Annotated in this window: 24 protein-coding genes and 1 tRNA gene; 18 read left to right on the top strand and 7 right to left on the bottom strand. The window is 70.6% G+C overall.

Annotated features, from left to right (window positions below):
- Positions 1-3 precede the first annotated feature (3 nt).
- From BV453_RS12675 to BV453_RS12650, 6 genes are all read left to right on the top strand, one after another.
- A complete protein-coding gene (locus BV453_RS12675) occupies positions 4-645 on the top strand; it encodes an NADPH-dependent F420 reductase (protein ID WP_025104552.1) in 642 nt (213 codons plus the stop codon).
- A gap of 68 nt (positions 646-713) precedes the next feature.
- The gene (locus tag BV453_RS12670; RefSeq protein ID WP_025104551.1) at positions 714-1373 is read left to right on the top strand and encodes a GntR family transcriptional regulator; all 660 of its coding nucleotides are present in this window, start codon (positions 714-716) and stop codon (positions 1371-1373) included.
- A 100-nt stretch (positions 1374-1473) separates the two neighbouring features.
- Positions 1474-1719 carry a hypothetical protein gene (locus tag BV453_RS12665; protein WP_025104550.1) on the top strand — a complete coding sequence of 82 codons (246 nt, stop codon included), beginning with the start codon at positions 1474-1476 and terminating at the stop codon, positions 1717-1719.
- Positions 1716-2579, top strand: a complete 864-nt coding sequence (locus tag BV453_RS12660; protein ID WP_249521749.1) for a hypothetical protein — start codon at positions 1716-1718, stop codon at positions 2577-2579. Before BV453_RS12665 ends, BV453_RS12660 begins: the two co-directional genes overlap by 4 nt.
- Positions 2580-2685: 106 nt before the next feature.
- Positions 2686-3270 carry an asparagine synthase gene (locus tag BV453_RS12655; RefSeq protein WP_249521748.1) on the top strand — a complete coding sequence of 195 codons (585 nt, stop codon included), beginning with the start codon at positions 2686-2688 and terminating at the stop codon, positions 3268-3270.
- Between the two features lie 77 nt (positions 3271-3347).
- Positions 3348-3420 (top strand) — tRNA-Arg (locus BV453_RS12650).
- A 77-nt stretch (positions 3421-3497) separates the two neighbouring features.
- On the opposite strand, the gene BV453_RS12645 is transcribed toward BV453_RS12650, so the two are convergent.
- Positions 3498-4433, bottom strand: a complete 936-nt coding sequence (locus BV453_RS12645; protein ID WP_029989652.1) for a LysR family transcriptional regulator — start codon at positions 4431-4433, stop codon at positions 3498-3500.
- Between the two features lie 71 nt (positions 4434-4504).
- On the opposite strand from BV453_RS12645, the gene BV453_RS12640 reads away from it, so the two are divergent.
- A complete protein-coding gene (locus BV453_RS12640) occupies positions 4505-6235 on the top strand; it encodes an L-aspartate oxidase (protein WP_062635576.1) in 1731 nt (576 codons plus the stop codon).
- Positions 6236-6327: 92 nt separating this feature from the next.
- On the opposite strand, the gene BV453_RS12635 is transcribed toward BV453_RS12640, so the two are convergent.
- Positions 6328-6600 carry a hypothetical protein gene (locus BV453_RS12635; protein ID WP_025104545.1) on the bottom strand — a complete coding sequence of 91 codons (273 nt, stop codon included), beginning with the start codon at positions 6598-6600 and terminating at the stop codon, positions 6328-6330.
- A 136-nt stretch (positions 6601-6736) separates the two neighbouring features.
- Here BV453_RS12635 and BV453_RS12630 point away from each other — a divergent pair, with 136 nt between their 5' ends.
- From BV453_RS12630 to BV453_RS12610, 5 genes are all read left to right on the top strand, one after another.
- On the top strand, positions 6737-8230 hold the full coding sequence (locus tag BV453_RS12630; protein WP_062766212.1) for an L-serine ammonia-lyase, iron-sulfur-dependent, subunit alpha: 1494 nt from the start codon (positions 6737-6739) through the stop codon (positions 8228-8230).
- Positions 8231-8333: 103 nt separating this feature from the next.
- Entirely contained in the window at positions 8334-9074 is a 741-nt protein-coding gene (locus BV453_RS12625) for an AAA family ATPase (RefSeq protein ID WP_249521747.1), read from the top strand.
- A 10-nt stretch (positions 9075-9084) separates the two neighbouring features.
- A complete protein-coding gene (locus BV453_RS12620) occupies positions 9085-9681 on the top strand; it encodes a TetR family transcriptional regulator (RefSeq protein WP_249521746.1) in 597 nt (198 codons plus the stop codon).
- 144 nt (positions 9682-9825) lie between these two features.
- The gene (locus BV453_RS12615; protein ID WP_249521745.1) at positions 9826-10611 is read left to right on the top strand and encodes an ABC transporter ATP-binding protein; all 786 of its coding nucleotides are present in this window, start codon (positions 9826-9828) and stop codon (positions 10609-10611) included.
- Positions 10608-11342, top strand: coding sequence for an ABC transporter permease (locus BV453_RS12610; RefSeq protein WP_249521744.1), 735 nt, complete (start codon positions 10608-10610; stop codon positions 11340-11342). Before BV453_RS12615 ends, BV453_RS12610 begins: the two co-directional genes overlap by 4 nt.
- A gap of 19 nt (positions 11343-11361) precedes the next feature.
- On the opposite strand, the gene hrpB is transcribed toward BV453_RS12610, so the two are convergent.
- The 3 genes from hrpB to BV453_RS12595 all read right to left on the bottom strand — a co-directional run bounded on the left by hrpB (position 11362) and on the right by BV453_RS12595 (position 16194).
- On the bottom strand, positions 11362-13917 hold the full coding sequence (gene hrpB / locus BV453_RS12605) for an ATP-dependent helicase HrpB (protein ID WP_249521743.1): 2556 nt from the start codon (positions 13915-13917) through the stop codon (positions 11362-11364).
- A 75-nt stretch (positions 13918-13992) separates the two neighbouring features.
- The gene (locus BV453_RS12600; protein WP_249521742.1) at positions 13993-15594 is read right to left on the bottom strand and encodes an SPFH domain-containing protein; all 1602 of its coding nucleotides are present in this window, start codon (positions 15592-15594) and stop codon (positions 13993-13995) included.
- A gap of 171 nt (positions 15595-15765) precedes the next feature.
- Positions 15766-16194, bottom strand: a complete 429-nt coding sequence (locus tag BV453_RS12595) for a MarR family winged helix-turn-helix transcriptional regulator (protein ID WP_025104537.1) — start codon at positions 16192-16194, stop codon at positions 15766-15768.
- 261 nt (positions 16195-16455) lie between these two features.
- Here BV453_RS12595 and BV453_RS12590 point away from each other — a divergent pair, with 261 nt between their 5' ends.
- The gene (locus BV453_RS12590) at positions 16456-17502 is read left to right on the top strand and encodes an NAD(P)-dependent alcohol dehydrogenase (RefSeq protein ID WP_025104516.1); all 1047 of its coding nucleotides are present in this window, start codon (positions 16456-16458) and stop codon (positions 17500-17502) included.
- On the opposite strand, the gene BV453_RS12585 is transcribed toward BV453_RS12590, so the two are convergent.
- Complete coding sequence (locus BV453_RS12585) at positions 17489-18157, bottom strand: TetR/AcrR family transcriptional regulator (protein ID WP_249521741.1); 669 nt, start codon at positions 18155-18157, stop codon at positions 17489-17491. The two genes, BV453_RS12590 and BV453_RS12585, sit on opposite strands and share 14 nt — an antisense overlap.
- 98 nt (positions 18158-18255) lie before the next feature.
- On the opposite strand from BV453_RS12585, the gene BV453_RS12580 reads away from it, so the two are divergent.
- The 3 genes from BV453_RS12580 (at position 18256) to BV453_RS12570 (ending at position 20476) form a co-directional block, all read left to right on the top strand.
- Positions 18256-18645: a DUF1304 domain-containing protein gene (locus BV453_RS12580; RefSeq protein ID WP_025104514.1), complete on the top strand. Its 390-nt coding sequence runs from the start codon at positions 18256-18258 to the stop codon at positions 18643-18645.
- Positions 18646-18685: 40 nt separating this feature from the next.
- Positions 18686-19708 (top strand): NADP-dependent oxidoreductase, encoded by a 1023-nt coding sequence (locus tag BV453_RS12575; protein WP_249521740.1) that lies wholly within the window; start codon positions 18686-18688, stop codon positions 19706-19708.
- 120 nt (positions 19709-19828) lie between these two features.
- The gene (locus BV453_RS12570) at positions 19829-20476 is read left to right on the top strand and encodes a GntR family transcriptional regulator (RefSeq protein WP_249521739.1); all 648 of its coding nucleotides are present in this window, start codon (positions 19829-19831) and stop codon (positions 20474-20476) included.
- Between the two features lie 59 nt (positions 20477-20535).
- Here BV453_RS12570 and aspS read toward each other — a convergent pair whose 3' ends face one another.
- Entirely contained in the window at positions 20536-21837 is a 1302-nt protein-coding gene (gene aspS, locus BV453_RS12565; RefSeq protein WP_025104511.1) for an aspartate--tRNA(Asn) ligase, read from the bottom strand.
- 354 nt (positions 21838-22191) lie between these two features.
- On the opposite strand from aspS, the gene BV453_RS12560 reads away from it, so the two are divergent.
- Both BV453_RS12560 and BV453_RS12555 read left to right on the top strand, forming a co-directional pair.
- Positions 22192-23211, top strand: a complete 1020-nt coding sequence (locus BV453_RS12560; protein WP_025104510.1) for a TerC family protein — start codon at positions 22192-22194, stop codon at positions 23209-23211.
- A gap of 94 nt (positions 23212-23305) precedes the next feature.
- Complete coding sequence (locus BV453_RS12555) at positions 23306-24598, top strand: hemolysin family protein (RefSeq protein ID WP_029989632.1); 1293 nt, start codon at positions 23306-23308, stop codon at positions 24596-24598.
- The last annotated feature ends 3 nt before the right edge of the window (positions 24599-24601 follow it).

Here is a 24601-nt window from a genome sequence, read left to right as displayed (position 1 = left end):
AGCATGACAACTCTCGGAATCATCGGAGCAGGCAACATCGGCAGCCAGGTCGCGCGTGTGGCCGTGGCCAACGGCTATGACGTCGTGATCGCGAACTCGAGAGGGCCGGAGACCTTGGCCGATCTCGTCGCAGAGCTCGGGCCGCGCGCGAAGGCGGCGACGGCGGAGGAGGCGGCCGCCGCGGCGGACGTGGCCGTGGTGACGGTGCCGCTCCACGCGATCGATCAGCTTCCCGCCGCGCAGCTCGCCGGGAAGATCGTGCTCGACACGAACAACTACTACTTCGAGCGCGACGGGCACATCGAAGCCCTCGACAAGGGCGAGACCACCACGTCCGAGCTCGTGCAGGCGCAGCTCCCGGACTCGAAGATCGCCAAGGCGTTCAACCACATCTACGCCGCCGAGATCACCACCGACGGGACCCCTGCCGGTACGCCCAACCGTCGCGCGCTGGCCACAGCCGGGGACGACGCGGAGGCCGTGGCCTTCGTCACCCGCTTCTACGACGAGGCCGGTTTCGACACGGTCAACGTCGGCCCGCTCAGCGAGTCGTGGCGAGTCGAGCGTGACCGTCCGGCGTACGTCATCCGGCAGAACGCGGAAGAGCTGGCGGCGAACGTCGCGCGGGCGAACCGTCTGCCCTGACGCGGCGCGAGCCCCGATCTGGGATACCAAACTTGGCCAATCCCGGGCCGGGGTGCGACAATGCCCGGATGGCGGGGGCTGTGGGGGTAAGCGGGGAACTCGAGTCGGTCAGGGTCACGAGGATCCTCCGGGATGACATCGTGCTGGGTCGGCGCGCGCCCGGTTCCCGGCTCGTGGAGCGGGATATCGCCGCCGAGCTGAATGTGTCCCGACTTCCGGTGCGGGAAGCCATCCGCACGCTGGTCGCGGAGGGCGTGGTCGTCGCACGGCCCCGGACGTGGGCCGTGGTGCGGGAATTCACCCATGACGACATCCGCAACTTCGCGGAGGTGCGCGAGGCGATAGAGACCCTCATCTTCGTGTTCGCGGCCGAGCGCCACGACGCGAAAGGGCTCGCCCGGCTGCGCGAGGCGTACGAGCGCGAAGTCGCCGCGGCCCGGGCCGGCGACGCGGAGACCGCCCGGACGGCGGCCGCGGCGTTCCATGAGATCGCCGTCGACCTGGCGGGCAACGAGATGCTCGGCGAGCTCATCGCCGTGTTCCTGACGCGCCTGCGCTGGCTGTTCGGACAGCACGACGATCTGGAGGCGATGGCGGAGGAGCACCGCGTCATCCTCGAGGCCGTCCGCGCGCGCGATGTCGAGGCGCTGCGACGGATCGTGCCCGCGCACCTGGCGAGCGGGCACTCCGCGGCCGAACGGCGGCTGGCGCAGACGGCGACCACCTGAGCCGTCCGTCGGGAGAACGACCCCCGGCCGCGCCGCGAGCGGTTGTATCCTTGTCCGGTCGGAGTCGGTTCGGTCTGTTCGCGCTGTCCTGGGGAGCGAGATGCGAAGTCTTGCTGTCGTCGTCGGGGGGATCCTCCTGCTCGGAGGCGCTGCGCTCCTGGTGGTGGCCGATCAGGAGCGCGCCGCCGGTGTCGCCGCCGTGAAGGCGGAGATCGCGCGGATCGAGCAGGTGCTCGCGGAGTCGCAGGCCGAGAACCTCGAACTGGCGGAGCGTCTCACCGCTCTGCGATCGCGCATCGCGGAGCAGGACGCCGAGCTGAACGACACGACGGGCTTCCTGCCGTGAGGCGCCGGGTCCTCGCAGTGACGGTGTCGGCGGCCGTGCTCGTCGCGGCGGCCGCCGTCGCACGATCCGACGCACTGGACCAGGAGCGCGCCGAGGCGGTGGCCGAGCTCTCCGTGCTGGCCGACCAGTCCTACGACGCCGCACAGCGCACCGACCATCTGTCGGGCGCCGTGGCGCGGGCCGAGCAGGACGCGGAGGATCGGGCTGCCGTGCTGGCGGTGCGGCCGGCATTCCTGGAGGAGCTCTCGACGCTGGCCGCCGTCCTCCAGGGTGCGGACGGCAAGGTCGACACGGCGGCACACCTCGCGTCCGCCCGGTCCGCCCAGGAGACCGTGCGCGCCGAGCGCCATGACCCGGACACCGTGGTCGCGGCGACCGCGACGGTGGAGGCGCTCACGCAGAAGGTCGGCACCGAGGTCGCCGGATGGCAGGCGTCGCAGAGTGCCGGCCCCGGCGGGCCCGCATGGACGTCGAGCGGGCCGGACGGCTACGCGCGGGTGCGCGCCGCCCTCGACAGGGTCGGCGGCGGGGGCGTGGGGCTGTACGAGTCGTCATCGTGCGCGGGCGGCACGGCACCGGCCTGCGCCAACAGCAACGGGTACATCAAGTATCGCGCCGACATCACCGGGTGGAGTGACGGACGCCTGAACTGGGCGATGGCGCATGAGCTGGCCCACATCTACCAGTTCCGCGTCTGGGGCTCCCTCACCTCCTCGGGCGCGTACGGAGCGATGTTCGGTGGCGACCCGGAGTTTCTCGCCAACTGCATGGCCGTGGTCCGCGGCTTCCCGGGGGCGGTGGGCTGCTCCGGCGAGCAGCAGGCCTGGGCCTCGGGGATCTGGGTCGGCGTCGTCGGCTGAGCCGCAGTCCGAGTCGATGTCGGAGGTCTCCGGCATCCTGATCGGAGCCGTTCCGGCTGAGACTGCGCGGCATCGATACCGGTACGCTCGAGAGAAGGAGGTGCGGGTGGGACGGACTGCGGATGCCATCGCCGAAGGCGTCGCGATCGCGACGGCCGCTGCGCGCCTCGCCGTGAAGAATCACATCCTCATCGGCACCATCGCAGAGGACGGCGTCTTCGACCTCGACAAGTACGTCGAGGATGCGAGGGCTGCCCTCGGGGCGATGGCCGAGGAGTCGGAGGAGGCCGCCGCCACGGTCACGGCCCTGCGCAAGCGCGCCCGCGGCCGGCATTCCGATCCGGTCGGCACGCACGACTACCGTGACCGCGATGTGCGCAATCTCCGGCGGCGGGCCAAGCAGTCGCTCGGCGTCGCGCAGCGTCTGCGCGAGATGATGGACGACCGTGCCCAGCTGGAGAGCATCGTCGAGGAGGCGCGCGCGGCGGCCTGGGCCGACGTGCGGCACAACCTCGACCGCCGGCTGCGCGTCGAGGGCATGCGACCGGATCAGGACCCGGACTACGCGCGCATGCGGGAGGCGCGCATGCAGGCGCTGCGCCTTGTCGATCTCCAGGCGCTCTCGTCGCAGCAGCGGGCCAAGGAGAAACGGCGGAAGAAGCAGGAGAAGGCGGCCGCGAAGGGGGACTGAGGCCTCGTTTCGCTTTCCGGTCTCGTCTGTTGTAGGCTGGTCGTCGGCCCGCTGAGCGGTAAAGCACCGCGGGTCCTGCGCCTCTAGCTCAATGGATAGAGCATCTGACTACGGATCAGAAGGTTGGGGGTTCGAGTCCCTCGAGGCGCACACTGTGTTGAGACAGTACGAGAACCCCCGTCGCGGAAGCGGCGGGGGTTCTCGCTGTTCCGGGGCGAGTGCTCCGGTCAGAGCAGGCTGGTGATCGCCGGGTCGCGCTCGGCGAGGTCGGCCGCCGTGGCCATGATGGCGGTGCGCATCGCGGCCACCGCGACCGCGGGGGTGACGTCGGAGCGATGGGCGAGACTGATCGTCCGCGACATCGCCGGGTGGGCGAGGCGCGCCGACCGCAGCGCCGGGCGTTCGTAGAGCACCATCGCCGGGACCACTGCGACCCCGACGCCTCGTTCGACGAAGCGGAGCACCGCATCCATCTCCGCACCCTCCAGCGCGAGGGTCGGGGTGAGGTCGGCGGCGCGGAAAGCGGCGTCCATCGCGGCCCGCAGCTCATAACTCTCGTCGAACTGGATGAGCGGGAGGGTGGCGAGGTGCGCGAGGCTCACGGACGGGCCGTGGGTGACCGGAGGTGCGGCCGCCGATGAGATCACCACGAGCTCCTCGGCGAGGAGCGGAACGTGCGTGAGGCTGACCCCCGCGGGCACCGGTCCCTCGGACTGGGTGACGAGGGCGATGTCGACCGCCCCGACCGCGAGCTGCTCGACGAGCAGCCTTGAGCCGCCCTCGGTGAGGTGCAGATCGATGCCGGGGTGGGTGGCATGGAACGAGCTGAGGGCCTCCGCCACGAGGCTGATGCAGAGCGTGGGCGGGGCGCCCAGGCGCACGCGGCCGCGGCGGAGTCCGGCGAGTTCGGCCACCTCGTCGCGGATGGCGTCGGCCTCGGCGAGCATGCGCTGGGCATGGGGGAGGACCGTCTCGCCGGCGGCCGTCAAGGCGATGTGACCGCGCGCGCGATGGAACAGCTCGGCGCCGAGTTCCCTCTCGAGGGTCGAGATCTGACGGCTCAGCGAGGGCTGCGCGAGGTGGAGGTGCTCGGACGCGCGGGTGAAATGGCCGAGGCGGGCCACTTCGACGAACCCGCGGAGCTGCTCGAGGTTCATATCCATAGCGTACCCGCATGGTTTCCAGACGAACTATGCATTGGAGTTATTAGGATCACCTAACTAGCGTCGAGAGCATGAATGCACCCGAACGACAGATCTCCACCACGGTCCTCGTGATCGGCACCGGAGGCTCCGGGCTCCGCGCCGCGATCGAGGTCGCCGAGCACGGCGTCGACGTGCTCGCCGTCGGCAAGCGCCCCCGGCAGGACGCCCACACGTCGCTCGCGGCCGGCGGCATCAACGCGGCCCTCGGCACGATGGACGCCGAGGACAGCTGGCAGCAGCACGCGGCGGACACGATCAAGGAGAGCTACCTCCTCGCCAACCCCCACACCGTCCAGATCGTCACCCAGGGTGCCGAACGCGGCATCCGCGACCTCGAGCGCTGGGGCATGGACTTCGCCCGCGAAGGGGACGGCCGCATCTCGCAGCGCTTCTTCGGCGCGCACACGTACCGCCGCACGGCCTTCGCCGGCGACTACACGGGCCTCGAGATCCAGCGGACGCTGGTCGCCCGCGCGGAGCAGCTCGACGTCCCCATCCTCGACAACGTCTACATCACACGTCTGCTCGTGCGCGACAACGTCGTCTTCGGCGCCTATGGCTTCGACCAGGCGGACGGCACGCGCTACCTCATCCATGCGGACGCCGTGATCCTCGCCGCCGGCGGACACAACCGCATCTGGCGCCGCACGTCGTCGCGCCGCGACGAGAACACCGGAGACTCCTTCCGGCTCGCCGTCGAGGCGGGGGCGCGACTTCGCGATCCGGAGCTGGTGCAGTTCCATCCGTCCGGCATCATCGAGCCCGAGAACGCCGCCGGCACGCTCATCTCCGAGGCCGCGCGCGGGGAGGGCGGCATCCTCCGCAACGCCCTCGGCGAGCGGTTCATGGCGAAGTACGACCCCGAGCGGATGGAGCTGTCGACGCGGGACCGGGTCGCGCTCGCCGCCTACACCGAGATCCAGGAAGGGCGCGGCACCGCGAACGGCGGCGTCTGGCTCGATGTGTCGCACCTGCCCCGCGAGACCATCATGACCCGGCTTCCGCGCGTCTATCAGACGATGATGGAGCTGCAGATGCTCGACATCACGGCGGAGCCGATCGAGATCGCGCCGACCGCGCACTACTCGATGGGCGGAGTGTGGGTGCGGCCGGACGACCACCAGACCGACGTCGACGGGCTGTACGCGATCGGGGAGGCGTCGAGCGGACTCCACGGCGCGAACCGTCTCGGGGGCAACTCCCTCATCGAGCTGCTCGTCTACGGCCGGATCGTCGGTCAGGCCGCGATGGCCCACGCCGCGGGGCTCGACGCCCAGCGCCGGTCGGCCGATGCGGTCGCCGCCGCCCGTGCCGAGATCGACGACCTCCTCGCCGCGGAGGGGCGCGAGAACGTGCGGGCTCTGCAGCGCGCGATCCGCAACCTCATGACGGAGTACGCCGGTGTGGTGCGGTCGGAGGACGGGCTGAACGCCGGCCTCGCCGACCTCGACATGATCGAGGGGCGGATGGAGGACATCGGCATCCACCCGGACATCGCCGGGTTCCAGGACCTCGCGCACGCGTTCGACCTCAAGGCCTCCGCGCTCGCCGCCCGGGCCACGCTGGAGGCGGCGCGGGAGCGTCGGGAGACCCGTGGATGCCACAACCGCAGCGATTTCCCGGACACCGATCCCACGCTGCAGGTGAACCTCGTCTGGTCGCCGACGGCCGGAGTGACCCGCGAGGAGATCCCCGCGATCCCCGACGAGATCGCCGAGCTCATGCGCGACGTCGACACGACCGGCAAGCTCGTCGAGTAGTCCGCCGAGACCCCGGTTTCGCGTCGAGACCCCGCCCTGCACGCATCAGCAGGGCGGGGTCTCGACGATAGTGCGGGGTCTCGGGGCGGGGGTCAGTCGACGCCGAGGCCGACCGCCTCGTGGTCAGGCTCCGGGTCGTCGCGCTTCGGGGCCTTCGGCTCCTCGCCCGGGGCCTTCTCGGTGCTGGGCTCCTCCAGCTCCTCGGTGCTCGGGACCTCGGCCGGGTCCGCGTCCTCGGGGGAGTCCGCCTGCTCCGGCGTCGTCGCCTCGCCCTCCGTGGTGTCGGAGGCCGGGGTCGGGGTGGGGGTCTGCGCCTCGGGCGAGAGCTCGTCGTTCGCGGTCGGTTCGGGAGTGCTGTCGGTCAAGATCGTCCCTTTCTGCGATGTCGTGCCCTCAGCCTGCCTCCGATTCTCCGGGAGATGAAGGGCCTTGACGCGGACCCGCCGGCCGCGCGGTTAATCGCGGTGAACCGGAATCCCGAACTCGGCGTAGCCTGGAGGGGTGACTGCGTACGTCTCGGCCTTCGACCTCTTCTCCATCGGCGTCGGCCCGTCCAGCTCGCACACCGTCGGACCCATGCGCGCGGCGCTCGACTTCGCGCGGCAGCTGACCGCCTCCGGGGAACTGGACCGTGTCGGCCGCGTCGAGTGCACGCTGTTCGGCTCGCTCGGCGCCACCGGGATCGGCCACGGCACCCCGGATGCGGTGGTCGCGGGGCTTCGCGGTCTCGCTCCGGAGACGTGCGATCCGGCGGCCGTCCGTGCGGCGTGGTCCGCGTATCCGGAGGGGGAGCCGCTGCGGATCGACGGCGCCCATGCGGTGCCGTTCCGGAAGGACGACATCGTGTTCGCGCCCCGGACCCGACTCCCCGGCCACCCGAACGCCATGACGCTCATCGCCCGTGATGCCGACGGGACCACCCTGTTCGAGCAGACGTACTACTCGATCGGCGGCGGGTTCATCCGGCGCGAGGGGGAAGAGGCGCACCTCTCGACCGGTGCCTTCCCGCATCCCTATGCCGATGCCGCCTCGCTGCTCGCCCTCTGCGATGAGCACGGCCTGTCCATCGCGGAGGTCGCTCGCCGCAATGAGACGGCACTGCGCAGCGAGGAGGAGGTCGCCGCCGGCCTCGATGCGATCTGGGACGCGATGGCGGGCTGCGTGGACGCCGGCCTGCACGCCGAGGGCGTCCTTCCCGGCATGCTGCAGGTGAAGCGCCGTGCGGGCACGATCCGTGCGCAGCTCGAGGCGGTCGAAGCCGACGGGCACCGGGAGCTCCCCGGCGAGTGGCTCGGGGCTTTCGCGCTCGCGGTGAACGAGGAGAACGCGGCGGGTGGCCGCGTCGTGACGGCACCCACCAACGGCGCGGCGGGCATCCTCCCGGCGGTGGCGATGTATTGGTGGCGCTTCCTCGCCGACTCGGGCCTCGGTGCCGGGAACGCGGTCACGCCGTACGGCGAGCTCGTCGGCAGCGCGCTGCTCGGGTTCGACGGGGCTCCGCCGTCGCCTCCCGCACTCGACGGCGAGGACGCGGAGATCGCGGAGGCCAACCGCCGCCGGGGTATCCGCAGGTTCCTGCTGACGGCCACCGCCCTCGGGTCGCTGTTCAAGGCCAACGCCTCGATCTCCGGCGCCGAGGGCGGGTGTCAAGCCGAGGTCGGCTCCGCGTGCGCGATGGCCGCGGGCGGGCTCACCGCGGTGATGGGCGGCACGAACCGGCAGATCGAGAACGCCGCGGAGATCGCGATGGAGCACCACCTCGGCCTCACGTGCGACCCGATCGGGGGACTCGTGCAGATCCCGTGCATCGAGCGCAACGCGATCGCCGCCTCCACCGCCGTCACCGCCGCCCGCCTCGCGCTCCGCGGCGACGGGAGCCACTACGTCTCGCTGGATGCCGTCGTCGAGACGATGCGCCAGACGGGCCTCGACATGTCGACGAAGTACAAGGAGACCAGCGAGGGTGGTCTGGCGGTGAACGTCATCGAGTGCTGACCTCGCCGGCCCACCCCCTTTCGCGCGCCCCGGCCCGTTGCGTGCGCACGGAGAGGGGTGGCAGGCACACAGAGGGGTGGGACGACGGAGGAGGGAGAGGCACATGCGGCAGCAGCCGGTCGTCGCGGTGCGGCCGAACGAGGAGGCGCCGATCCCGGACGGGACGTGGCCGACGAACATCCCCGCGGTGGCCCAGGTGCTGCGCGAGGGACTGGATCTCGGGCCGGGAGTGACCTTCCTCGTCGGCGAGAACGGCAGCGGGAAGTCCACCCTCGTCGAGGGCATCGCGATCGCGTACGGTCTCTCCCCGGAAGGCGGGTCCCGCCAGGCGCAGCACCGGACGCGGCCGAGCGAGTCGCCGCTGTCGGACTGGCTGCGCCTCCAGCGCGGCGTCGGTGCGCACCGCTGGGGGTTCTTCCTCCGGGCGGAGACCATGCACTCGTTCTACACGTATCTCGAGGAGAACCCCTCCCTGCGCGGCGATGTGCCCTTCCATGAGATGAGCCACGGGGAGTCGTTCCTCGCCCTGCTCGACAGCCGCTTCGATGATCCGGGGTTCTACTGCCTGGACGAGCCGGAGGCCGCGCTGTCGTTCCACTCGACTCTCACGCTGATCGCCGTGCTGCAGCGCATCGCCGACGAGGGCGGCCAGGTGCTGTGCGCCACGCACTCGCCGGTGCTCGCGGCGCTTCCGGGTGCGGCCATCCTGGAGGTCGGGGAGTGGGGACTCCGCCCGGCCGACTGGGAGGACCTCGAGATCGTGAACCACTGGCGCTCGTTCCTCGGGCAGCCGCAGCGGTATCTCCGGCACCTGCTCGGTGAGCGAGGATCCGCGGAGCCGTAGGCTGACGGGCATGACCGAGCAGAAGGCGCCGAGACGACGCGGGCGCCCGCGCGGCGGCACCGACTCCCGCGAGCGCATCGTGTCTGCCGCCGTCGACGAGTTCGGCGCGCAGGGGTATGACGGCGCGACGGTGCGGTCGATCGCCGCCCGCGCCGGGGTCGACTCCGCGCTCGTCCACCACTACTTCGGCACCAAGGCCGACCTGTTCGCCGAGGCCGCCGGAATACCGCTGCGCCCCGACCTCGACGTCCCCGAGATCCTCGCGGGGCCGAAGGACGAAGCGGGGGCCCGGCTCGTCCGCTATGTGCTCGACGCGTTCGAGAAGCCCGACGTGCGCCGCCGCGGCGTGCTCCTCCTGCGCACGGCGATCGGGAGCAGACTGACGACGCCCCTCCTCGCCGGATTCCTCTCCCGCGAACTGCTCTCCCGTGTGGCGCGCCGCCTCGACGTGGAGGACGCCGACTTCCGTGCCGCCCTCGTCGCGTCGCAGATCGCCGGCATGCTCATCGGCCGCTACGTCCTGCAGCTTCCCGCGCTCGCCGGCGCCTCCGTCGATGAGCTCGTGGGCCGCGTCGGCCCCACCGTCCAGCGCTACCTCTTCGACTGACCCTCCCCGAGGCGGGCACAGCTTCGGAGATCTCGCCCGCCGCGCCCGACGGCACGGGCCGGCGGCGGCGTGTCGATCCGGCGCTCCGAAGCTGTGCCCACCGAGGCGTTGACGCCCGACGAGGCGAGGCGCATAATTCATCGCATGATGAATAATGCGGCCGTCGAGATCACGCAGCTTCGCGTGCGGCGTGGGGCCGTGTCCGTGTTCGACGGCATCGATCTCGCCGTGCCCCGCGGCCAGATCACGGGTCTCCTCGGCCCCTCGGGGTGCGGCAAGACCACGCTCATGCGGTCGATCGTCGGTGTGCAGCGGATCGCCTCCGGTGACGTGACCGTTCTCGGCGAGCCGGGCGGGTCCCGCCGGCTCCGGCACCGTGTCGCGTACGGCACGCAGGGCGCCTCGGTCTACGGTGATCTCAGCGTGCGGCAGAATCTCGCCTACTTCGCCGCGCTCCTGAAGGCGTCGAAGGGCGACGTCGACCGCGTCATCCAGGAGGTCGGTCTCGACGCACAGGCGACACAGCTCGTCGATGCGCTGAGCGGCGGCCAGGCGACGCGGGTGTCGCTCGCGACGGCCCTGATCGGCTCCCCGGAGCTCATCGTGCTGGACGAGCCGACCGTCGGACTCGACCCCGTGCTGCGCGCGGAGCTCTGGACCCTGTTCCGCCGGCTGGCCGACCGGGGCGTCACGCTCATCGTGTCGAGTCACGTGATGGACGAGGCGGTGCGCTGCGACCGACTGCTGCTGATGCGGGAGGGGAGGATCATCGCCGACACCACGCCGTCCGCACTGCTCGCCGACACCGGAACGACCGACGCCGAAGCCGCGTTCCTGGCGCTGATCGAACGCGACAGGGCCGCCGGCACCGCGACCACCCGGCGCGCACGCCGAGAAGCCCAGGAACGCCAGGAGGAGGACGGGACATGAACGGCCGCCGGCTGTTCGCGACGGCCGGCCGTGTGCTCACGCAGCTCCGACACGACCCGCGGTCCATCGCCCTGATGCTCATCGCCCCGAGCCTGCTCGTCGGTCTCTTCGCCTGGCTGTTCAGCGAGCAGGACGGTGTGTTCGATCAGTTCGGCGGTGCCATCCTGGCGTTGTTCCCGTTCATCGTGATGTTCCTCATCACGTCGATCACCACCCTGCGGGAGCGTCGTTCCGGCACGCTCGAACGGCTGATGACCACGCCGCTCGAGAAGGCCGACTTCATCCTCGGGTACGCGCTCGCGTTCGGGCTGATGGCGGTGCTGCAGGCGGTCATCACGGTCTCGTTCGCGGTCGGGGTGTGCGGGCTCGACGTGGACGGGCCGCTGTGGCAGCTGGGTCTCGTCGCGGTGGTCGATGCCCTGCTCGGCACGGCGCTGGGGCTCCTGGCGAGCGCGTTCGCCCAGACCGAGTTCCAGGCGGTGCAGTTCATGCCGTTGCTGGTGTTCCCGCAGATCATCCTTGGCGGTCTGTTCATGCCGCGCGACCAGATGCCCGACGTGCTGTACGCCATCTCCGACTGGCTGCCGCTGAGCTACGCGATCGACACGATCAACGCGGTCGCGGCGGGGGACGAGGGCGGGGACGTGTTCGGTCCGCTGCTCATCGTCGTGGCCTTCGCCGTCGGCGCTCTGATGCTGGCCGCGCTCACGCTGCGGCGGCGCACACGCTGAGCCGGAGTCCTGGCCTGGGTCAGCGCGCGGCGCGGTTCTTGGTGTGCTTCGTCGGCACGGCGGCCCACGGGTCCTCGGGCCACGGGTGCCGGGGGTAGCGGCCGCGCATCTCGGCGCGTACCTGGGCGTAGGGGCCCGACCAGAACGAGGCGAGGTCGTCGGTGACCGCGAGCGGCCGCCCCGCCGGGGACAGCAGATGGAAGAGCACGGGGACGCGGCCGTCCACGAGCCGGGGAGTCTCCGCCCAGCCGAAGCACTCCTGCAGCTTCACCGCCACGACGGGCCGTGCGGTCGCGTCGCCGTCGGGCTCCGGGTAGGTGATGCGTACACGGGAGCCGCTGGGCACCTCGAGCCGCTCCGGGACGAGCGCATCGAGGTGCACGGCCTCGGGCCAGGGCAGCAGACGGCGAAGGGCGGATGACAGATCCAGCCGACTCGCGGGCGTGCCGGAGGCGAGAGCATCGAGCTCCGGTGCCAGCCACACGTCGAGCGATGCGAGCAGACCCGCGTCCGACACATCGGGCCAGGGGTCTCCGAGCTCACGTCGCAGTAGCGCGAGTCGGCGGCGCAGGGCCTCCGCCCCGTCGGACCACGTGAACATGCCGAGGCCATCGCGTCGGAGTGCTCGGCCCACGGCATCCCGGCCTTCCGAGGCCGACGGGCGCACCGGCACCGATGAGCGCACGATCGCACCGATCCGGCGTTCGCGGCGGGCCTGTACGCGGCCTCCGACGAATTCGGCCTCGACGCGGTCGCTCATCAAGGGGCCTGCCGCGCGCTCCACCTGCTCCTCGGTGAGGGCCGCTGCGGCGCGGATGACCGCACCGGAGCCGGCTGCCGTCCGGGACGAGGCTCGGGCGACGTCGGCCACGGCGAGCCATTCCGACGCGGCCAGGGCGCCGCTGACACCGGCCCGGGTGCCGGACGCCAGCAGGAACGTCGCTCCCGATCCCGAGTGCTCGGCGCGGTGGGCGACGCGCTCGGGGAAGGCCAGCGCAATCACGAGACCGACGCCGTCGAGACCGGCGCGGGTGTCCGGTGCCGGAGCGACCAGGCGTTCCAAACGGCGAGCGTCCTCGCGCCACCGCCGGGCCTCGGCCGTGCTCCCTCCGCGCAACGCGACGAGAGCGCGGGCGACATCGGCGTCCGAGATGCGCTGGTCCCCGCCGAGAAGCGCCACGACCTCGGCGGCGAGCCGGCTCCCCACCGCGGGGCTGCCGTCCCGCAGCGCTCTGGCCAACCGGGGATCGGTGGGGATTCGTGCCAGCGCACGGCCCTCTGCCGTGGCGCGCCCGTCGTCGTCGATCGCTCCGAGACCGCGCAGCACCGTGACGGCATCGGCCAGGCTGTCGGCTCGCAGCGGTTCGATCATGCGCAGGCCGGCGCCGCCCGGGGCGCCCCAGCAGGCGAGCAGGAGGGCGGCGTCGGTGAGGTCTGCCGTGGCGATCTCCGGCGACGGCCGCGCAGGAGCGGCAGCATAGGTGCGCTCGTCCACACACCGGATCACCGTGCCGGGGCCCTGTCGGGTGGCGCGTCCGGCTCGCTGCACGCACGAGGAGCGGGAGGCGGCGGTGGTGACCAGACCGCTCATCCCGCGGGCGGCGTCGCGCTGCGGCTGCCGGGCCAGGCAGCTGTCCACGACCAGCCGCACACCCGGCACCGTGAGAGACGACTCGGCGAGGGAGGTGGCGACGATGATGCGGGGCCGGGCTTCCGACGCACGACCGCGGATCACGGCATCCTGCTCCGCCAGCGGGATCTGGCCGTGCAACTCCCGGACGTCGAAGGCGCTGTTCCGGTCGCGGACTCGTCGCGCGATCTCCGCCACTTCGCGCGCGCCGGGGGCGAACACGAGCACATCCGCTTCGGGGTCATTCCGGACGAGCTCGGCGGCGGCGGTGGCGGTGACACTCGCGACGTGATCGAGGAAGCCCCGGGTGACTCCGCGCTCGTCGAGGCGGGGCGCAGAACTCGGTGCCCAGCGCTCGGTGAGGGGGAAAGCCGGGTCGTCTTGGTCGACGATCGGCGCGGGAGACTCCTCGGTCCCGATGACCGCGGCGATCCGGTCCGCGTCGAGGGTCGCGGACATCGCGATGACGACGAGGTCATCTCGCAGCTCGCGCACCTCGGAGAGCAGGCCGACGAGAAGGTCGGTCTCGAGGGCACGCTCGTGCACCTCGTCGATGATGACCGCACTCACGCCGTCGAGTCCGGGGTCGTCGAGCATCCGTCGCAGGAGCACGCCAGCAGTGACGAACTCGACCCTCGTGTCCGGCCCGACAGTGCGCTCGCCGCGGACGGTGAAGCCCACCCGGGAGCCGAGGGGTGTGCCGTCGAGCTGTGCGAGTCGGCGAGCGGCCGCGCGCGCGGCGATCCGGCGCGGCTGGGTGACGATCACGCGGCCGGTGCGGCGTGAGGCGAGGAGCGGCGGGACGAGCGTGGTCTTGCCCGTACCTGGCGGCGCGGTCACGACCACGGATCCGCTCGTGTCGAGGGCGGTGGAGAGGTCGTCGAGGGCGCCCGCGAAAGACAGACCGGCGCCGATGGCGGTGAGGTCGAAGGCGGCGCGGGTCACGCGTCCAGTCTGCCCGGTCGTGCGAGAGCGGATGCCGCGACCCGATCGGCCGCGGCATCCGCTGTCGTACGCTGCCTACTCCGCGGCGGGAGCGGGCGGCGCGGGCGGCGGTGGAGTGGTCGGTGCGGGCGTACGCGGCGCCGGGGTGGGCGCGGACGCTTCGGCGACTCCCGCCCCGAAGCCGCGACCGACGGCCTGTCCCTGGATGATGCCGGCGAGGTCGAGGCCGGTCGCGGAGTGCACGCTGTCGAAGACCGAACGCAGGGCCTTCGCGCTGTCGGCACCGACGACGTTGGACGCGCCGTCCTCGCCGGATCCGCCGACGATCGAGACGCTGCCGATCGCGGCGTAGCCCTTCGCGAACTCGGACATGATCGAGGGCAGCACCTCCAGAACGCGCTGCGAGAGGAACGCGTCCTGGTTGGAGGCGATGGCTTTGGCCTCAGCCTCGACGGCGGCGGCACGGGCCTCACCCTCGGCGCGGATCGCCTCGGCCTCGGCGTTGGCGCGCAGGCGACGGGCTTCGGCTTCCGCCTCCGCCTGGGCGCGCAGCGCGTCGGCGTCACCGGTGGCCTTCGCGATCGCGGCCGCCGCCTCACCGTCGGCGCGCGCCTTGTCGGCCTGCGCCTGCTGCTCGGCGATGCGGGTGCGCGCCTCGGCCTGCTTGACCTGCTCGATCGCCGCCGCCTCGGCCGCGCGCTCACGCGTGTAGAGCTCGGCCTGCGCGCGGGTCTCCGCCTCGTACCGCTGCGCGTCCGCGACGCGCTTGACGTCGGCGTCGAGCTGCGCCTGCTTGTTCTCGGCCTGCTGCTGGAGCACGGCCTGCTCGGCCTGGGCGCGGGCGAGCTGCTCGGCCTGCTCCGCCTCGGCGCGGGCGCGGCCGATTCCGGCGTTGGCGTTGGCCGTGTTCGTGTCGAGCGCGGTCTGCTCTACGAGGTTCGCCTCCTGGTTCGCGATGTTCTTCTGGTTGATCGCGCGGTCGGCGTTGGTCTGCGAGATCTCCGCGGCCTGGCGCTTCGCCTGGATCTCCGGGGCACCGAGGGACTGGATGTAGCCGACCTTGTCGGTGATGCCCTTGATCTGGAAGGAGTCGAGGATGAGGCCCTGCTCGGCGAGCTCCTGGGAGACGTCGGCGGCGATCTGGTCGGAGAACTTCTTGCGCTCCCGCATGAGCTCCACGACGGAGAGCGTCGCGACGATGCCGCGCAGGGCGCCCTCGAGCTGCTCGGTGGTGAACTGCTCGATGGCCTTGTCCTGGGAGGCGAAGCGCTCGGCGGCCCGGCGCACAAGCAGCGGGTCGGAGCCGATCTTCACGATCGCGACGCCGTCGACGTTGAGCGTCACGTTGTCGAGCGACTGCGCCTCGGCGTTGAGCGACACCTGCCGCGACCGGAGGGAGATGATCTCGTGGCGCTGGGTGATCGGGTTGACGAGCGACTTGCCGTTCACGATGACCGTGACGGGCGACTCCGACATCTCGGAACTGCTGGTGCCGTCGGCGCCGATCACGGCACGCTGCACCTTCTGCTTGCGTCCGGAGATGACGAGCGCTTCGTCGGCGCGAGCCACCTTGATCCAGCTGCGTGCGAACAGCAGCAGGATCAGCAGGACGACGATCGCGGCGACAACCGCGATCCCGATGACGATGAGGATGCCGACGATTCCGGCGATCTCCATGGATGACCTCCCTGGTTCCCCCCGAGGGGGCGGTCCGATATGCCCACGGTCGATGTGGGCGTGCGCAACCCACCCTGCCAGAAAAGCGACGCCCGCCACCGTCGCGGCCGTCATGATGCCGTCGTCGGTGGAGACGCCCCCGACCGCGGCGCCTGTGGAGAAGGGGAGCGGTCAGCGGGTGCGGAGCTTCTCCGCGAGGTCGCGGAGCAGACGCAGCTCCTCGTCGTCGAGGCGTGACATCCGGTCGGCGATCGACCGGCCGTGCACCGTGGCGAGTGCACGGAACGCCCGGGCACCCTCGTCCGTCGCGCGGATCAGGGCGCCGCGGCCGTCGTCCGGGTCGGCGCATTTCGCGACCAGCCCCCGGGTCACCATCCGGTCGACGAGGCGGGAGACGCTCGGCTGGCTGATGAGCATGTTGGCGGTGATGTCGCGCAGCCGCGCTGTCATCTCCGGCGAGCGCGTCACCGTGAGCAGTACGTCGTACTCGGCCTGGGTGATATCGCCGGTGTCGAAGTCCGCCGCCATCTCGGTGAACAGTTCGTGCTGCGCGCGGAAGAGGCTCTCCCAGGCCTCCAGCGCGAGCTTCCGATCGGTCATCCTCACAGAGTACCGGGCGCAGTAAAGGGCCGGTCGGAGAGGCTCCCGACCGGCCCTTGTCCCTTGCACCAAGAGTGTCCTGCAATCACATGCGGTGGATGCCACAGCAAACATTCACCGTGTGATCACTGTATAACGGCGAGGTAACGAATGCAACGGTTTGATCACGATGATTCGGGCGGATACTGGAAGGGACGGTTTCGAGAGCCCCCGCCTCCGCACCGCGCGGCAGACCTCTCGAACGCCAGGAAGAAGATGCTCATGAAAGCTCTCCGCTACGTCGAGATCGGCAAGCCCCCGGTGGTGGTCGACATCCCGATTCCGAAGCCCGGCCCCGGACAGGTCCTGCTCAAGATCACCGCGGGTGGTGTCTGCCACTCCGACGACTACGTCATGGGACTCTCCGAGAAGGACTACCACGAGCAGGGCTACCCGCTGCCGTTGACGCTCGGGCATGAAGGCGCCGGCGTCGTGCACGAGATCGGCGAGGGCGTCGACTCGACGCTCAAGGTCGGAGATGCCGTGGCCGTCTACGGGCCCTGGGGCTGTGGCCGCTGCCACAACTGCTCGATGGGCAAGGAGAACTACTGCACGAACGCCGCCGCCGAGGGCATCCGTCCTCCGGGCCTGGGCAGCCAGGGGTCGATGGCCGAGTACATGATCGTCGACGACGCGCGCCACCTCGTGCCGCTCGGGGATCTCGACCCCGTGCAGAACGTCTCGCTGACCGACGCGGGCCTCACCCCGTACCACGCGATCAAGAACTCGCTTCCGAAGCTCGGCGCCGGCACGGTCGCGGTCGTGATCGGCACCGGCGGGCTCGGCCACGTCGGCATCCAGATCCTCAAGGCCATCTCGGGTGCCACGGTCATCGCGCTGGACGTGAACGACGAGAAGCTGAAGCTCGCCACCGAGGTCGGCGCGGATCACGTGCTGATCAGCGACGCGTCGGCGGCCGAGAAGATCCGCGAGCTCACCGGCGGTCTCGGCGCGAACGCCGTGTTCGACTTCGTCGGCGCGAACCCGACGATCGCCCTGGCGCAGAGCGTGGCCGCGCTCGAGGCCGACATCACGATCGTGGGCATCGGCGGAGGCAGCATGACGCTCGGCTTCGGCTCGATCGCCTACGACGCGGCCGTGCGCATCCCCTACTGGGGTTCGCGCGCCGAGCTGATCGAGGTGCTGGACCTCGCCCGCGCCGGCAAGATCCACGTCCAGACCGAGAGCTACACGCTCGACGACGGCCCGAAGGCGTACGAAGACCTCGCGTCGAACAGCATCCGCGGACGCGCCGTCATCGTCCCCTGACAGCGGCTTCGAACGCCAGGGAGGGATCGCCCTCCCTGGCGTTCGTCGTTTCGGTGCGGCCTGAGTCGCGGCGTCGCCGGTCGGCGAGGAGGGCGAGCGCCGCATCGATCGCACTCGCCGCCGCGTCGGGGGCCACGCGCACGAGGGCGAAGGCGGAGACCACGAGCCCCGTGCAGGCGTCGGCCAGGGTCTCGATCTCCGTGGGCGCAAGGTCGGGGAGGGCGGCCCGGACGCCGCGGGCGAATGCCTCTCGGAGCTCCGCGCGATAGGACGCCACGACCCGGGCGACCGCGTCGTCGGTGCCGATGGGGGCGGCGGCGGTGTTGACCAGCAGGCAGCCGCTCGTCGCCGGGAGGCTGCCCGTCGTCAGCAGGGCCGCACGCAGTCCGCCGAGATACGTCTCCAGGGCCTCCGGCGCCACGGTCTCACCCGTCAACGGGGCGAGGCGCGGGCGGATGACCTCGTCCAGGTAGCTCTCGACGGCGGCGTCGAAGAGTCCACGTTTGGAACCGAAGGCGTGATAGATGCTCGAGCGGCTGAGACCGGTCGCGCGCTCGAGCTCGGGCAGCGGCGCGCTCTCGAAGCCGCGCTCCCAGAACACGCCGCGTGCCGCGCGGACCGCTTCCGCGGTGTCGAAGGTCTGTGTGCGCCCCATCCGCCCTGCTCCTGCCCTTTTGTGAATCGCTCGATCCAGTATATATTGGAACGACCGATACAGAATGCGCGGCCTCGCCGCGTCGAAGGGGGACTGCCATGGTCATCGCCGGACTCGTGCTCGCAGGCATCGCCGCGCTCGTGCACGTCTACATCTTCTGGCTCGAGTCGTTCGCCTGGACCAGCGCGCGCGCTCGCCGCACGTTCGGCACCGGCACGGCGGAGGAGGCCGCGCGACAGAAGGAGCTCGCCTTCAACCAGGGCTTCTACAACCTGTTCCTCGCGATCGCCGTCCTCCTCGGCATCGTCCTCTTCGCCACGGGAGCGACGGCCGTCGGCGCGACCCTCGTCTTCACCGGCGCCGGATCGATGGTCGCCGCGAGCCTCGTGCTGCTGCTGTCGAGCCCTGACAAGGCGTCCGCCGCCCTGAAGCAGGGCGTCATCCCGGCGCTCGGCGTCATCGCGCTGGCCATCGGCCTCCTCGTCTGAGTCCGGCCGCAGCCCCCCCAGATCCTCACGAAGGAGAGTAATGTCCCACGCCATCAGCACCCAGATCCAGCTCGCCCGCCGCCCCGAGGGGTGGCCGACCCACGACGACTTCCGCACCGTCGAGGTCGAGCTGAGCGATCCGGCGCCGGGGGAGGTGCGCGTGGCGAACGAGTTCGTCTCCGTCGACCCCTATATGCGCGGGCGGATGAACGACGTCCGCAGCTATGTCGCCCCCTACGCCCTCGACGAGGTCATCGCGGGTGGCGCCATCGGCCGGGTCGTCGCCTCTGCGGCGGACGACCTCCCCATCGGCACCGTCGTGCTGCACCAGCACGGCTGGAGCGATGTCGTGCAGGCGGACGCGTCGACCTTCCGGGCCGTGCCCGAGGTGCCCGGCATGCCGCTGTCGCTGCGCCTGCACATCCTCGGCATGACCGGCCTCACCGCGTACGTCGGCCTCACCGCGATCGCCGGGCTCGCCCCGGGCGACACCGTCTTCGTCTCCGGCGCCGCCGGTGCCGTCGGCACGGCTGTCGGTCAGATCGCCAAGCTCCTCGGCGCGGGCCGCGTGATCGGCTCGGCGGGCTCACCCGAGAAGGTCGCCCTGCTGACCGAGAAGTACGGCTACGACGCGGCGTTCAACTACAAGGACGGCCCGGTGCGCGAGCAGCTCGCCGCCCTCGCGCCCGAGGGCGTGGACGTGTTCTTCGACAACGTCGGCGGCGACCACCTCGAAGCCGCGCTCGACGTGATGAACGACGGTGGCCGGATCGCGCTGTGCGGCGCCATCACGAGCTACAACACCACCGAGCGCGTGCCCGGGCCTGACAACATGGCGAACATCATCACGCGCGGGCTCCGTCTCCAGGGCTTCACCCTGGCCGCGTACCTGCACCTGTCGCCGGAGTTCAGCGAGAAGATGACCCGCTGGTTCGCGGAAGGACGGATCGCCTACGACGAGACCATCGTCGACGGCATCGAGAACACGGTCGATGCGTTCCTCGACATGATGCGCGGAGCCAACACGGGGAAGATGCTCGTGCGGGTCACGCCCTCCGCCTGACGTCCGGGGCGGGCCGCCCGCGCATTTGAGATATATTGCTTGAGACGTAGAACTTCACTCTCCATGACCCCCACTGGAGGCAGTGTGACACTCTCTGGCGGCCCCCTCGAACGCCGGTCGATGAGCGACGAGGCTTTCGTGCGCCTGCAGGATGCCATCATCAGCGGCGAGCTCCAGCCCGGCGAGCGCCTGCGCGACTACGAGCTCGCCGAACGCCTCGGCACCTCGAAGACGCCGATCCGTCATGCCCTCGACCGCCTGGCCGACAACGGCCTCGTCGAGATGCAGCGCAATCGCTACACCCGCGTGGCTCCGATCGATCTGGAACGGGTGCGCAACGCCGTCGACCTGTTCGGCGACATCTGGATCGGCTCGGTCCGCCACGTCATGCCGGTGATCCAGGACGACGATGTGGCCTACCTCGTGGAGCTGGCCGACGACATGGCGGCGTCGGTGCAGGAGCGGGACATCATCGCGTTCGGTGCGGCGCTCCGCAGCGCGGCGACGGGTTTCGCCCGGATCGAGGGCAACGCCACGCGCGCCAACTCCATCGAGCGCCTCGGCCCGCAGATCCGCCGGTTCACCCAGCACGCGAAGGACGCCGTGGACTGGTCCGCCGTCGAGGAGTTCGTCGGTGCGATCCGCGAGGCGACGTCGGAGCGCGACGCGGTCAAGACCCGTGCCGTGCTGGTGACCTTCTTCGATGAGACGCTCCCAGCCATCATCGATCGGGCCGAGCAGTCGGGACTGGCCGAGATGTCGGAGTGATCGACCGCTGACGAACGAGGGCGACCGCACACCGCGGTCGCCCTCGTCGCGTCACGGGGCTACGGCGTGAGGCGATGGACGTCGCGCGGGAACAGCGTCACCTCGCGGACGTTGGCCGCCTCGACCAGGCGGCCCACCCAGCGCTCCAGTCCGATGGCGAAGCCGCCGTGCGGAGGCATCCCGTGCGCGAATGCCTCCAGGTAGCCGGCGTACGCCGAGGGCGATTCTCCTCGCGCCTCGATCGCGGCGACGACCTCGCTGTGCCGATGCAGACGCTGTCCACCGGTCACGAGCTCCAGGCCGCGGAACAGGAGGTCGAAGCTGTTGCTCCCCTCCGCGTCGTCAGCCTGCGGATGCGTGTAGAACGGGCGCTTGCGCATCGGGTAGCCCTCGACGGCCAACACGTCGCTGCCGAACTCCTCCTTCGCCCATGCCCCGAGCGCCCGCTCGTGCGCCGGGGAGAGGTCGGGCTCGTCGGCCGGAGCACCGACCCGGCGCAGCGCGTCGCGGAAGTGCACGACGGGGATGTCCTCGGGGATGACGGGGAGCGTCACGTCGAGCAGCGCGAGCTCTTCCGCGGCGTCGGCGCGGATGCCGTCGAGCATGCCGCGCAGCACGTCGCCGAGGAGGCGCAGGACGTCGCGGTGGTCGCGGATGAACCCGAGCTCGACGTCCAGCGACACGTACTCGGACAGATGCCGCACGGTGTCGTGGGGCTCGGCTCGGAAGACCGGCCCCACCTCGTAGACGCGTTCGAACACGCCGACGAGCTGCTGCTTGTAGAACTGGGGGCTCTGCGCGAGGTACCCGGTCCTGCCGAAGTAGTCGACGGGGAACACGTTCGCCCCTGACTCGGTCACGGTGTCGACGATCTTCGGGGTCTGCACCTCGGTGAAGTCCGCGGCGTCGAGCACCCGGCGGAACGCGCGCACGCTCGCCGCGGCGATCTGCCAGGTCGCGCGGCGTGCGGGATGACGCCAGGTCACCGCCGCGTGGTCGAGCAGAGTCGGCAGGCTCGTCTCGAGCGTCGGGCGCCACAGCTCCACGACCGGCGGTGCGGCCGGCTCCGACAGGCTCTCGATCTGCGGGTCGACGATCTCGACGCCGCCGGGGGCCTGCGGGTTCGCGGCGACGGTCCCCGTCACGCGGACCACTGTCTCCTCCGGAGGGAGGCCATCCGCTGGATGCTCGGCGGAACGGACCACGACCTGTGCGAGGCCCGAACGGTCGCGGATGATCAGGAAGGCGACGGTGGCGAGTTCCCTCCGGCGATGGACGTGACCGAGCAGGGTGACACGGCGGCCGGGGACGGCCTCGGCGAGCTCCGCGGCGAGAGTGCGGGCGGGGTCGGGTGTTCTCATTTCTCCTCCAGGTTGTGGGAGCCCTGGAGGTGTGGGCGGGGGCCAGATCGCGGTGCCACCACACCTTCGCCGGTGAGAAGCCGGCCTCTCGTCGGTACGCCGGACGCGCGGGGACCGCCTGCCCGGAGGCCGGGGGTCGTCACGCCCCGGCGGTCGCCGCGTCCAGTCTAGGGGCGTTCTCGGCAGATCCACAGAATCGCTCGGGCACCGTCTCGTACCCTGGATTATCCAAGGGGAGTACTCCGACACGGTCGGGTCGTCATTACGGATGCGTCTGCATCCCGGCCTACCGGTCCCGCTCGGGATGGGGAAGACTTTGGCGCTGTTCCGTCACGCCCGAGTCTGGAGTACCCGTTGGAAATCACCCCTTTGATCTGGGTCATCACGATCGCGGTCACCATCGCGTTCTTCGTGTACGAGTTTTTCGCGCACGTCCGCAAGCCGCACGAGCCGAGCATCGGCGAGTCCGCACGCTGGTCGATCTTCTACATCAGCCTCGCGCTGCTCTTCGGCGTGGGCATCGGCATGGTGTCCGGCTGGACCTACGGCGGCGAGTACTTCGCCGGCTACCTCACCGAGAAGGCGCTGTCGATCGACAACCTCTTCGTGTTCCTCATCGTGATGACGGGCTTCGCGGTGCCGAAGATCTATCAGCAGAAGGTGCTGATGATCGGCATCGTGATCGCGCTGATCCTCCGCGGCATCTTCATCGCCGTCGGTGCGACCCTCATCGAGAACTTCTCCTGGATCTTCTACGTCTTCGGCGCGCTGCTGCTCTTCCTCGCGTACCGCCAGGCCTTCAGCAGCCACGAGAGCAACCCCGCGAACGGCCGCTTCATGACGTTCGTCCGTCGCCACCTCCCCGTCAGCGAGGAGTACAACGGCGACAAGCTCACGGTCGTCCAGAAGGGCAAGCGCTACGTCACGCCGATGCTGCTGACGATCATCGCGATCGGCTTCATCGACCTCGTCTTCGCCGTCGACTCGATCCCCGCCATCTACGGCCTCACCGACCAGGCGTACATCGTCTTCACCGCGAACGCGTTCGCGCTGATGGGTCTTCGGCAGCTGTACTTCCTCATCGGCGGGCTGCTGGAGCGCCTGGTGTACCTGGCTCAGGGCCTCGCCGTCATCCTCGCGTTCATCGGCGTGAAGCTCGTGCTGCACGCCCTGCACGTCAACGAGGTGCCGTTCATCAACGGCGGCGAGCCGATGCTGTGGGCGCCCGAGATCCCGATCTGGTTCTCGCTGCTGTTCATCGCCGCGACCATCGCGGTCGCCACCGTCGCGAGCCTGATGAAGACGCGCCGGCACCGCAACGCCGTCTCTTCCTCGACCGATTCCACCCCCACCATCGACAAGGAGCACTCTTGAGCGCGCAGCGCTGTTCTGACTCTTCGGACTCTGACAGTACGAGCACCCGGTTCATCCCGGGTGCTCACCCCGCCACCGAGGAGGTCGCCCGCTGATGGGCGATCTGCTCTGGAACATCGCCCTCGTCCTGCTCTTCGTGCTGATCGGCGGTGTCTTCGCTGCGACGGAGATGGCCCTGGTCACGCTGCGTGAGAGCCAGCTCAACGCGATCGCCGCCCGCGGCCGTCGCGGAGCGAAGGTCGCCGCCCTCGCCCGCAACCCCAACACCTTCCTCTCGGCGGTGCAGATCGGCGTGACCGTGGCGGGCTTCGCGTCCGCCGCGTACGGCGCGACCTCGATCGCGCCGTCCGTCGCGCCGCTGCTGGAGGGCTGGGGTGTCGCGCCTCCGCTCGCGATGACGCTCGCCACGATCGTGCTGACGCTGATCATCGCGTACCTGTCGCTCGTGCTCGGCGAGCTCGTGCCGAAGCGGCTCGCGATCCAGCGCAACGCGCAGTTCGCGTACGCCGTGGCGCCGGCGCTGAACGGCTTCGCGACCGTCATGCGCCCGGTGATCTGGCTGCTGTCGGTCTCGACGAACGCCCTCGTCCGCGTGCTCGGCGGCGACCCGCACAAGACGAGCGACGAGCTCACCGACGAGGAGGTGCGCGACATCGTGGCGACCCACCAGGGCCTGCCCGACGACGAGCGCCGCATCCTCGACGACGTGCTCTCCCTGCGCGGACGTCAGGTGAGCGAGGTCATGCGCCCGCGTCCCGAGGTCGTGGCGCTCGACGAAGCGGCGACCGTGGGGGCGGCGATGGAGCAGGTCCGCGAGCTGCCCTTCTCCCGGTACCCCGTGTCCCAGACGTCGATCGACGACATCACCGGCTTCGTGCACGTGCGCGACCTCTTCGAGGCTGCGGCCGACGATCCGGAGCGTCCGCTGCAGGGGCTCGTCCGCGACATCCCCTACATCCCGTCCACCGCGCGGGTGTTGCCCACCCTCACCCGGATGCGGGCGGAGGGACACCACATCGCGGTCGTCGTGGACGAGTACGGCGGCACCGATGGTCTCGTCACGCTGGAGGACCTCGTGGAGGAGGTCGTCGGCGAGATCTTCGACGAGTATGACGCCGAGGTCTTCATCTCCGCTGACGACGGCTTGGACGGGCGCCTCAACCTGCAGGACTTCGAGGAGGCGACGGGGCTCGCGATGCCCCGGGGGTCTTCCGACACGATCGCGGGATTCGTCACCGAGCAGCTCGGCCGGCTCGCCGTGGTCGGCGACACCGTCGAGGTGCCGGGCGCGACCATCCAGGTGGCCGAGGTCGATCGGCGGCGCATCGCGCGGGTGCGCGTCTCGATGCACACCGATCCGGGTGCCGAGCGGGGCACCGAGGACTGACGG

Source organism: Microbacterium sp. ER1 (assembly GCF_023383675.1).
In the GTDB taxonomy this organism is placed as follows: domain Bacteria; phylum Actinomycetota; class Actinomycetes; order Actinomycetales; family Microbacteriaceae; genus Microbacterium.
Note: the sequence above shows the minus strand (reverse complement) of the source record. Positions and strands in the feature narration are given on the sequence as shown.

Coding starts and splice junctions, on each gene's coding strand:
- BV453_RS12585 (WP_249521741.1), bottom strand. CDS start 18,157: ATGGGGCGCACACAGACCTTCGACACCGCGGAAGCGGTCCGCGCGGCA.
- BV453_RS12610 (WP_249521744.1), top strand. CDS start 10,608: ATGAACGGCCGCCGGCTGTTCGCGACGGCCGGCCGTGTGCTCACGCAG.
- BV453_RS12625 (WP_249521747.1), top strand. CDS start 8,334: ATGCGGCAGCAGCCGGTCGTCGCGGTGCGGCCGAACGAGGAGGCGCCG.
- BV453_RS12590 (WP_025104516.1), top strand. CDS start 16,456: ATGAAAGCTCTCCGCTACGTCGAGATCGGCAAGCCCCCGGTGGTGGTC.
- BV453_RS12580 (WP_025104514.1), top strand. CDS start 18,256: ATGGTCATCGCCGGACTCGTGCTCGCAGGCATCGCCGCGCTCGTGCAC.
- BV453_RS12670 (WP_025104551.1), top strand. CDS start 714: ATGGCGGGGGCTGTGGGGGTAAGCGGGGAACTCGAGTCGGTCAGGGTC.
- BV453_RS12600 (WP_249521742.1), bottom strand. CDS start 15,594: ATGGAGATCGCCGGAATCGTCGGCATCCTCATCGTCATCGGGATCGCG.
- BV453_RS12640 (WP_062635576.1), top strand. CDS start 4,505: ATGAATGCACCCGAACGACAGATCTCCACCACGGTCCTCGTGATCGGC.
- BV453_RS12620 (WP_249521746.1), top strand. CDS start 9,085: ATGACCGAGCAGAAGGCGCCGAGACGACGCGGGCGCCCGCGCGGCGGC.
- BV453_RS12575 (WP_249521740.1), top strand. CDS start 18,686: ATGTCCCACGCCATCAGCACCCAGATCCAGCTCGCCCGCCGCCCCGAG.
- BV453_RS12665 (WP_025104550.1), top strand. CDS start 1,474: ATGCGAAGTCTTGCTGTCGTCGTCGGGGGGATCCTCCTGCTCGGAGGC.
- BV453_RS12615 (WP_249521745.1), top strand. CDS start 9,826: ATGATGAATAATGCGGCCGTCGAGATCACGCAGCTTCGCGTGCGGCGT.
- BV453_RS12645 (WP_029989652.1), bottom strand. CDS start 4,433: ATGGATATGAACCTCGAGCAGCTCCGCGGGTTCGTCGAAGTGGCCCGC.
- BV453_RS12555 (WP_029989632.1), top strand. CDS start 23,306: ATGGGCGATCTGCTCTGGAACATCGCCCTCGTCCTGCTCTTCGTGCTG.
- BV453_RS12675 (WP_025104552.1), top strand. CDS start 4: ATGACAACTCTCGGAATCATCGGAGCAGGCAACATCGGCAGCCAGGTC.
- aspS (WP_025104511.1), bottom strand. CDS start 21,837: ATGAGAACACCCGACCCCGCCCGCACTCTCGCCGCGGAGCTCGCCGAG.
- BV453_RS12595 (WP_025104537.1), bottom strand. CDS start 16,194: ATGACCGATCGGAAGCTCGCGCTGGAGGCCTGGGAGAGCCTCTTCCGC.
- BV453_RS12570 (WP_249521739.1), top strand. CDS start 19,829: ATGAGCGACGAGGCTTTCGTGCGCCTGCAGGATGCCATCATCAGCGGC.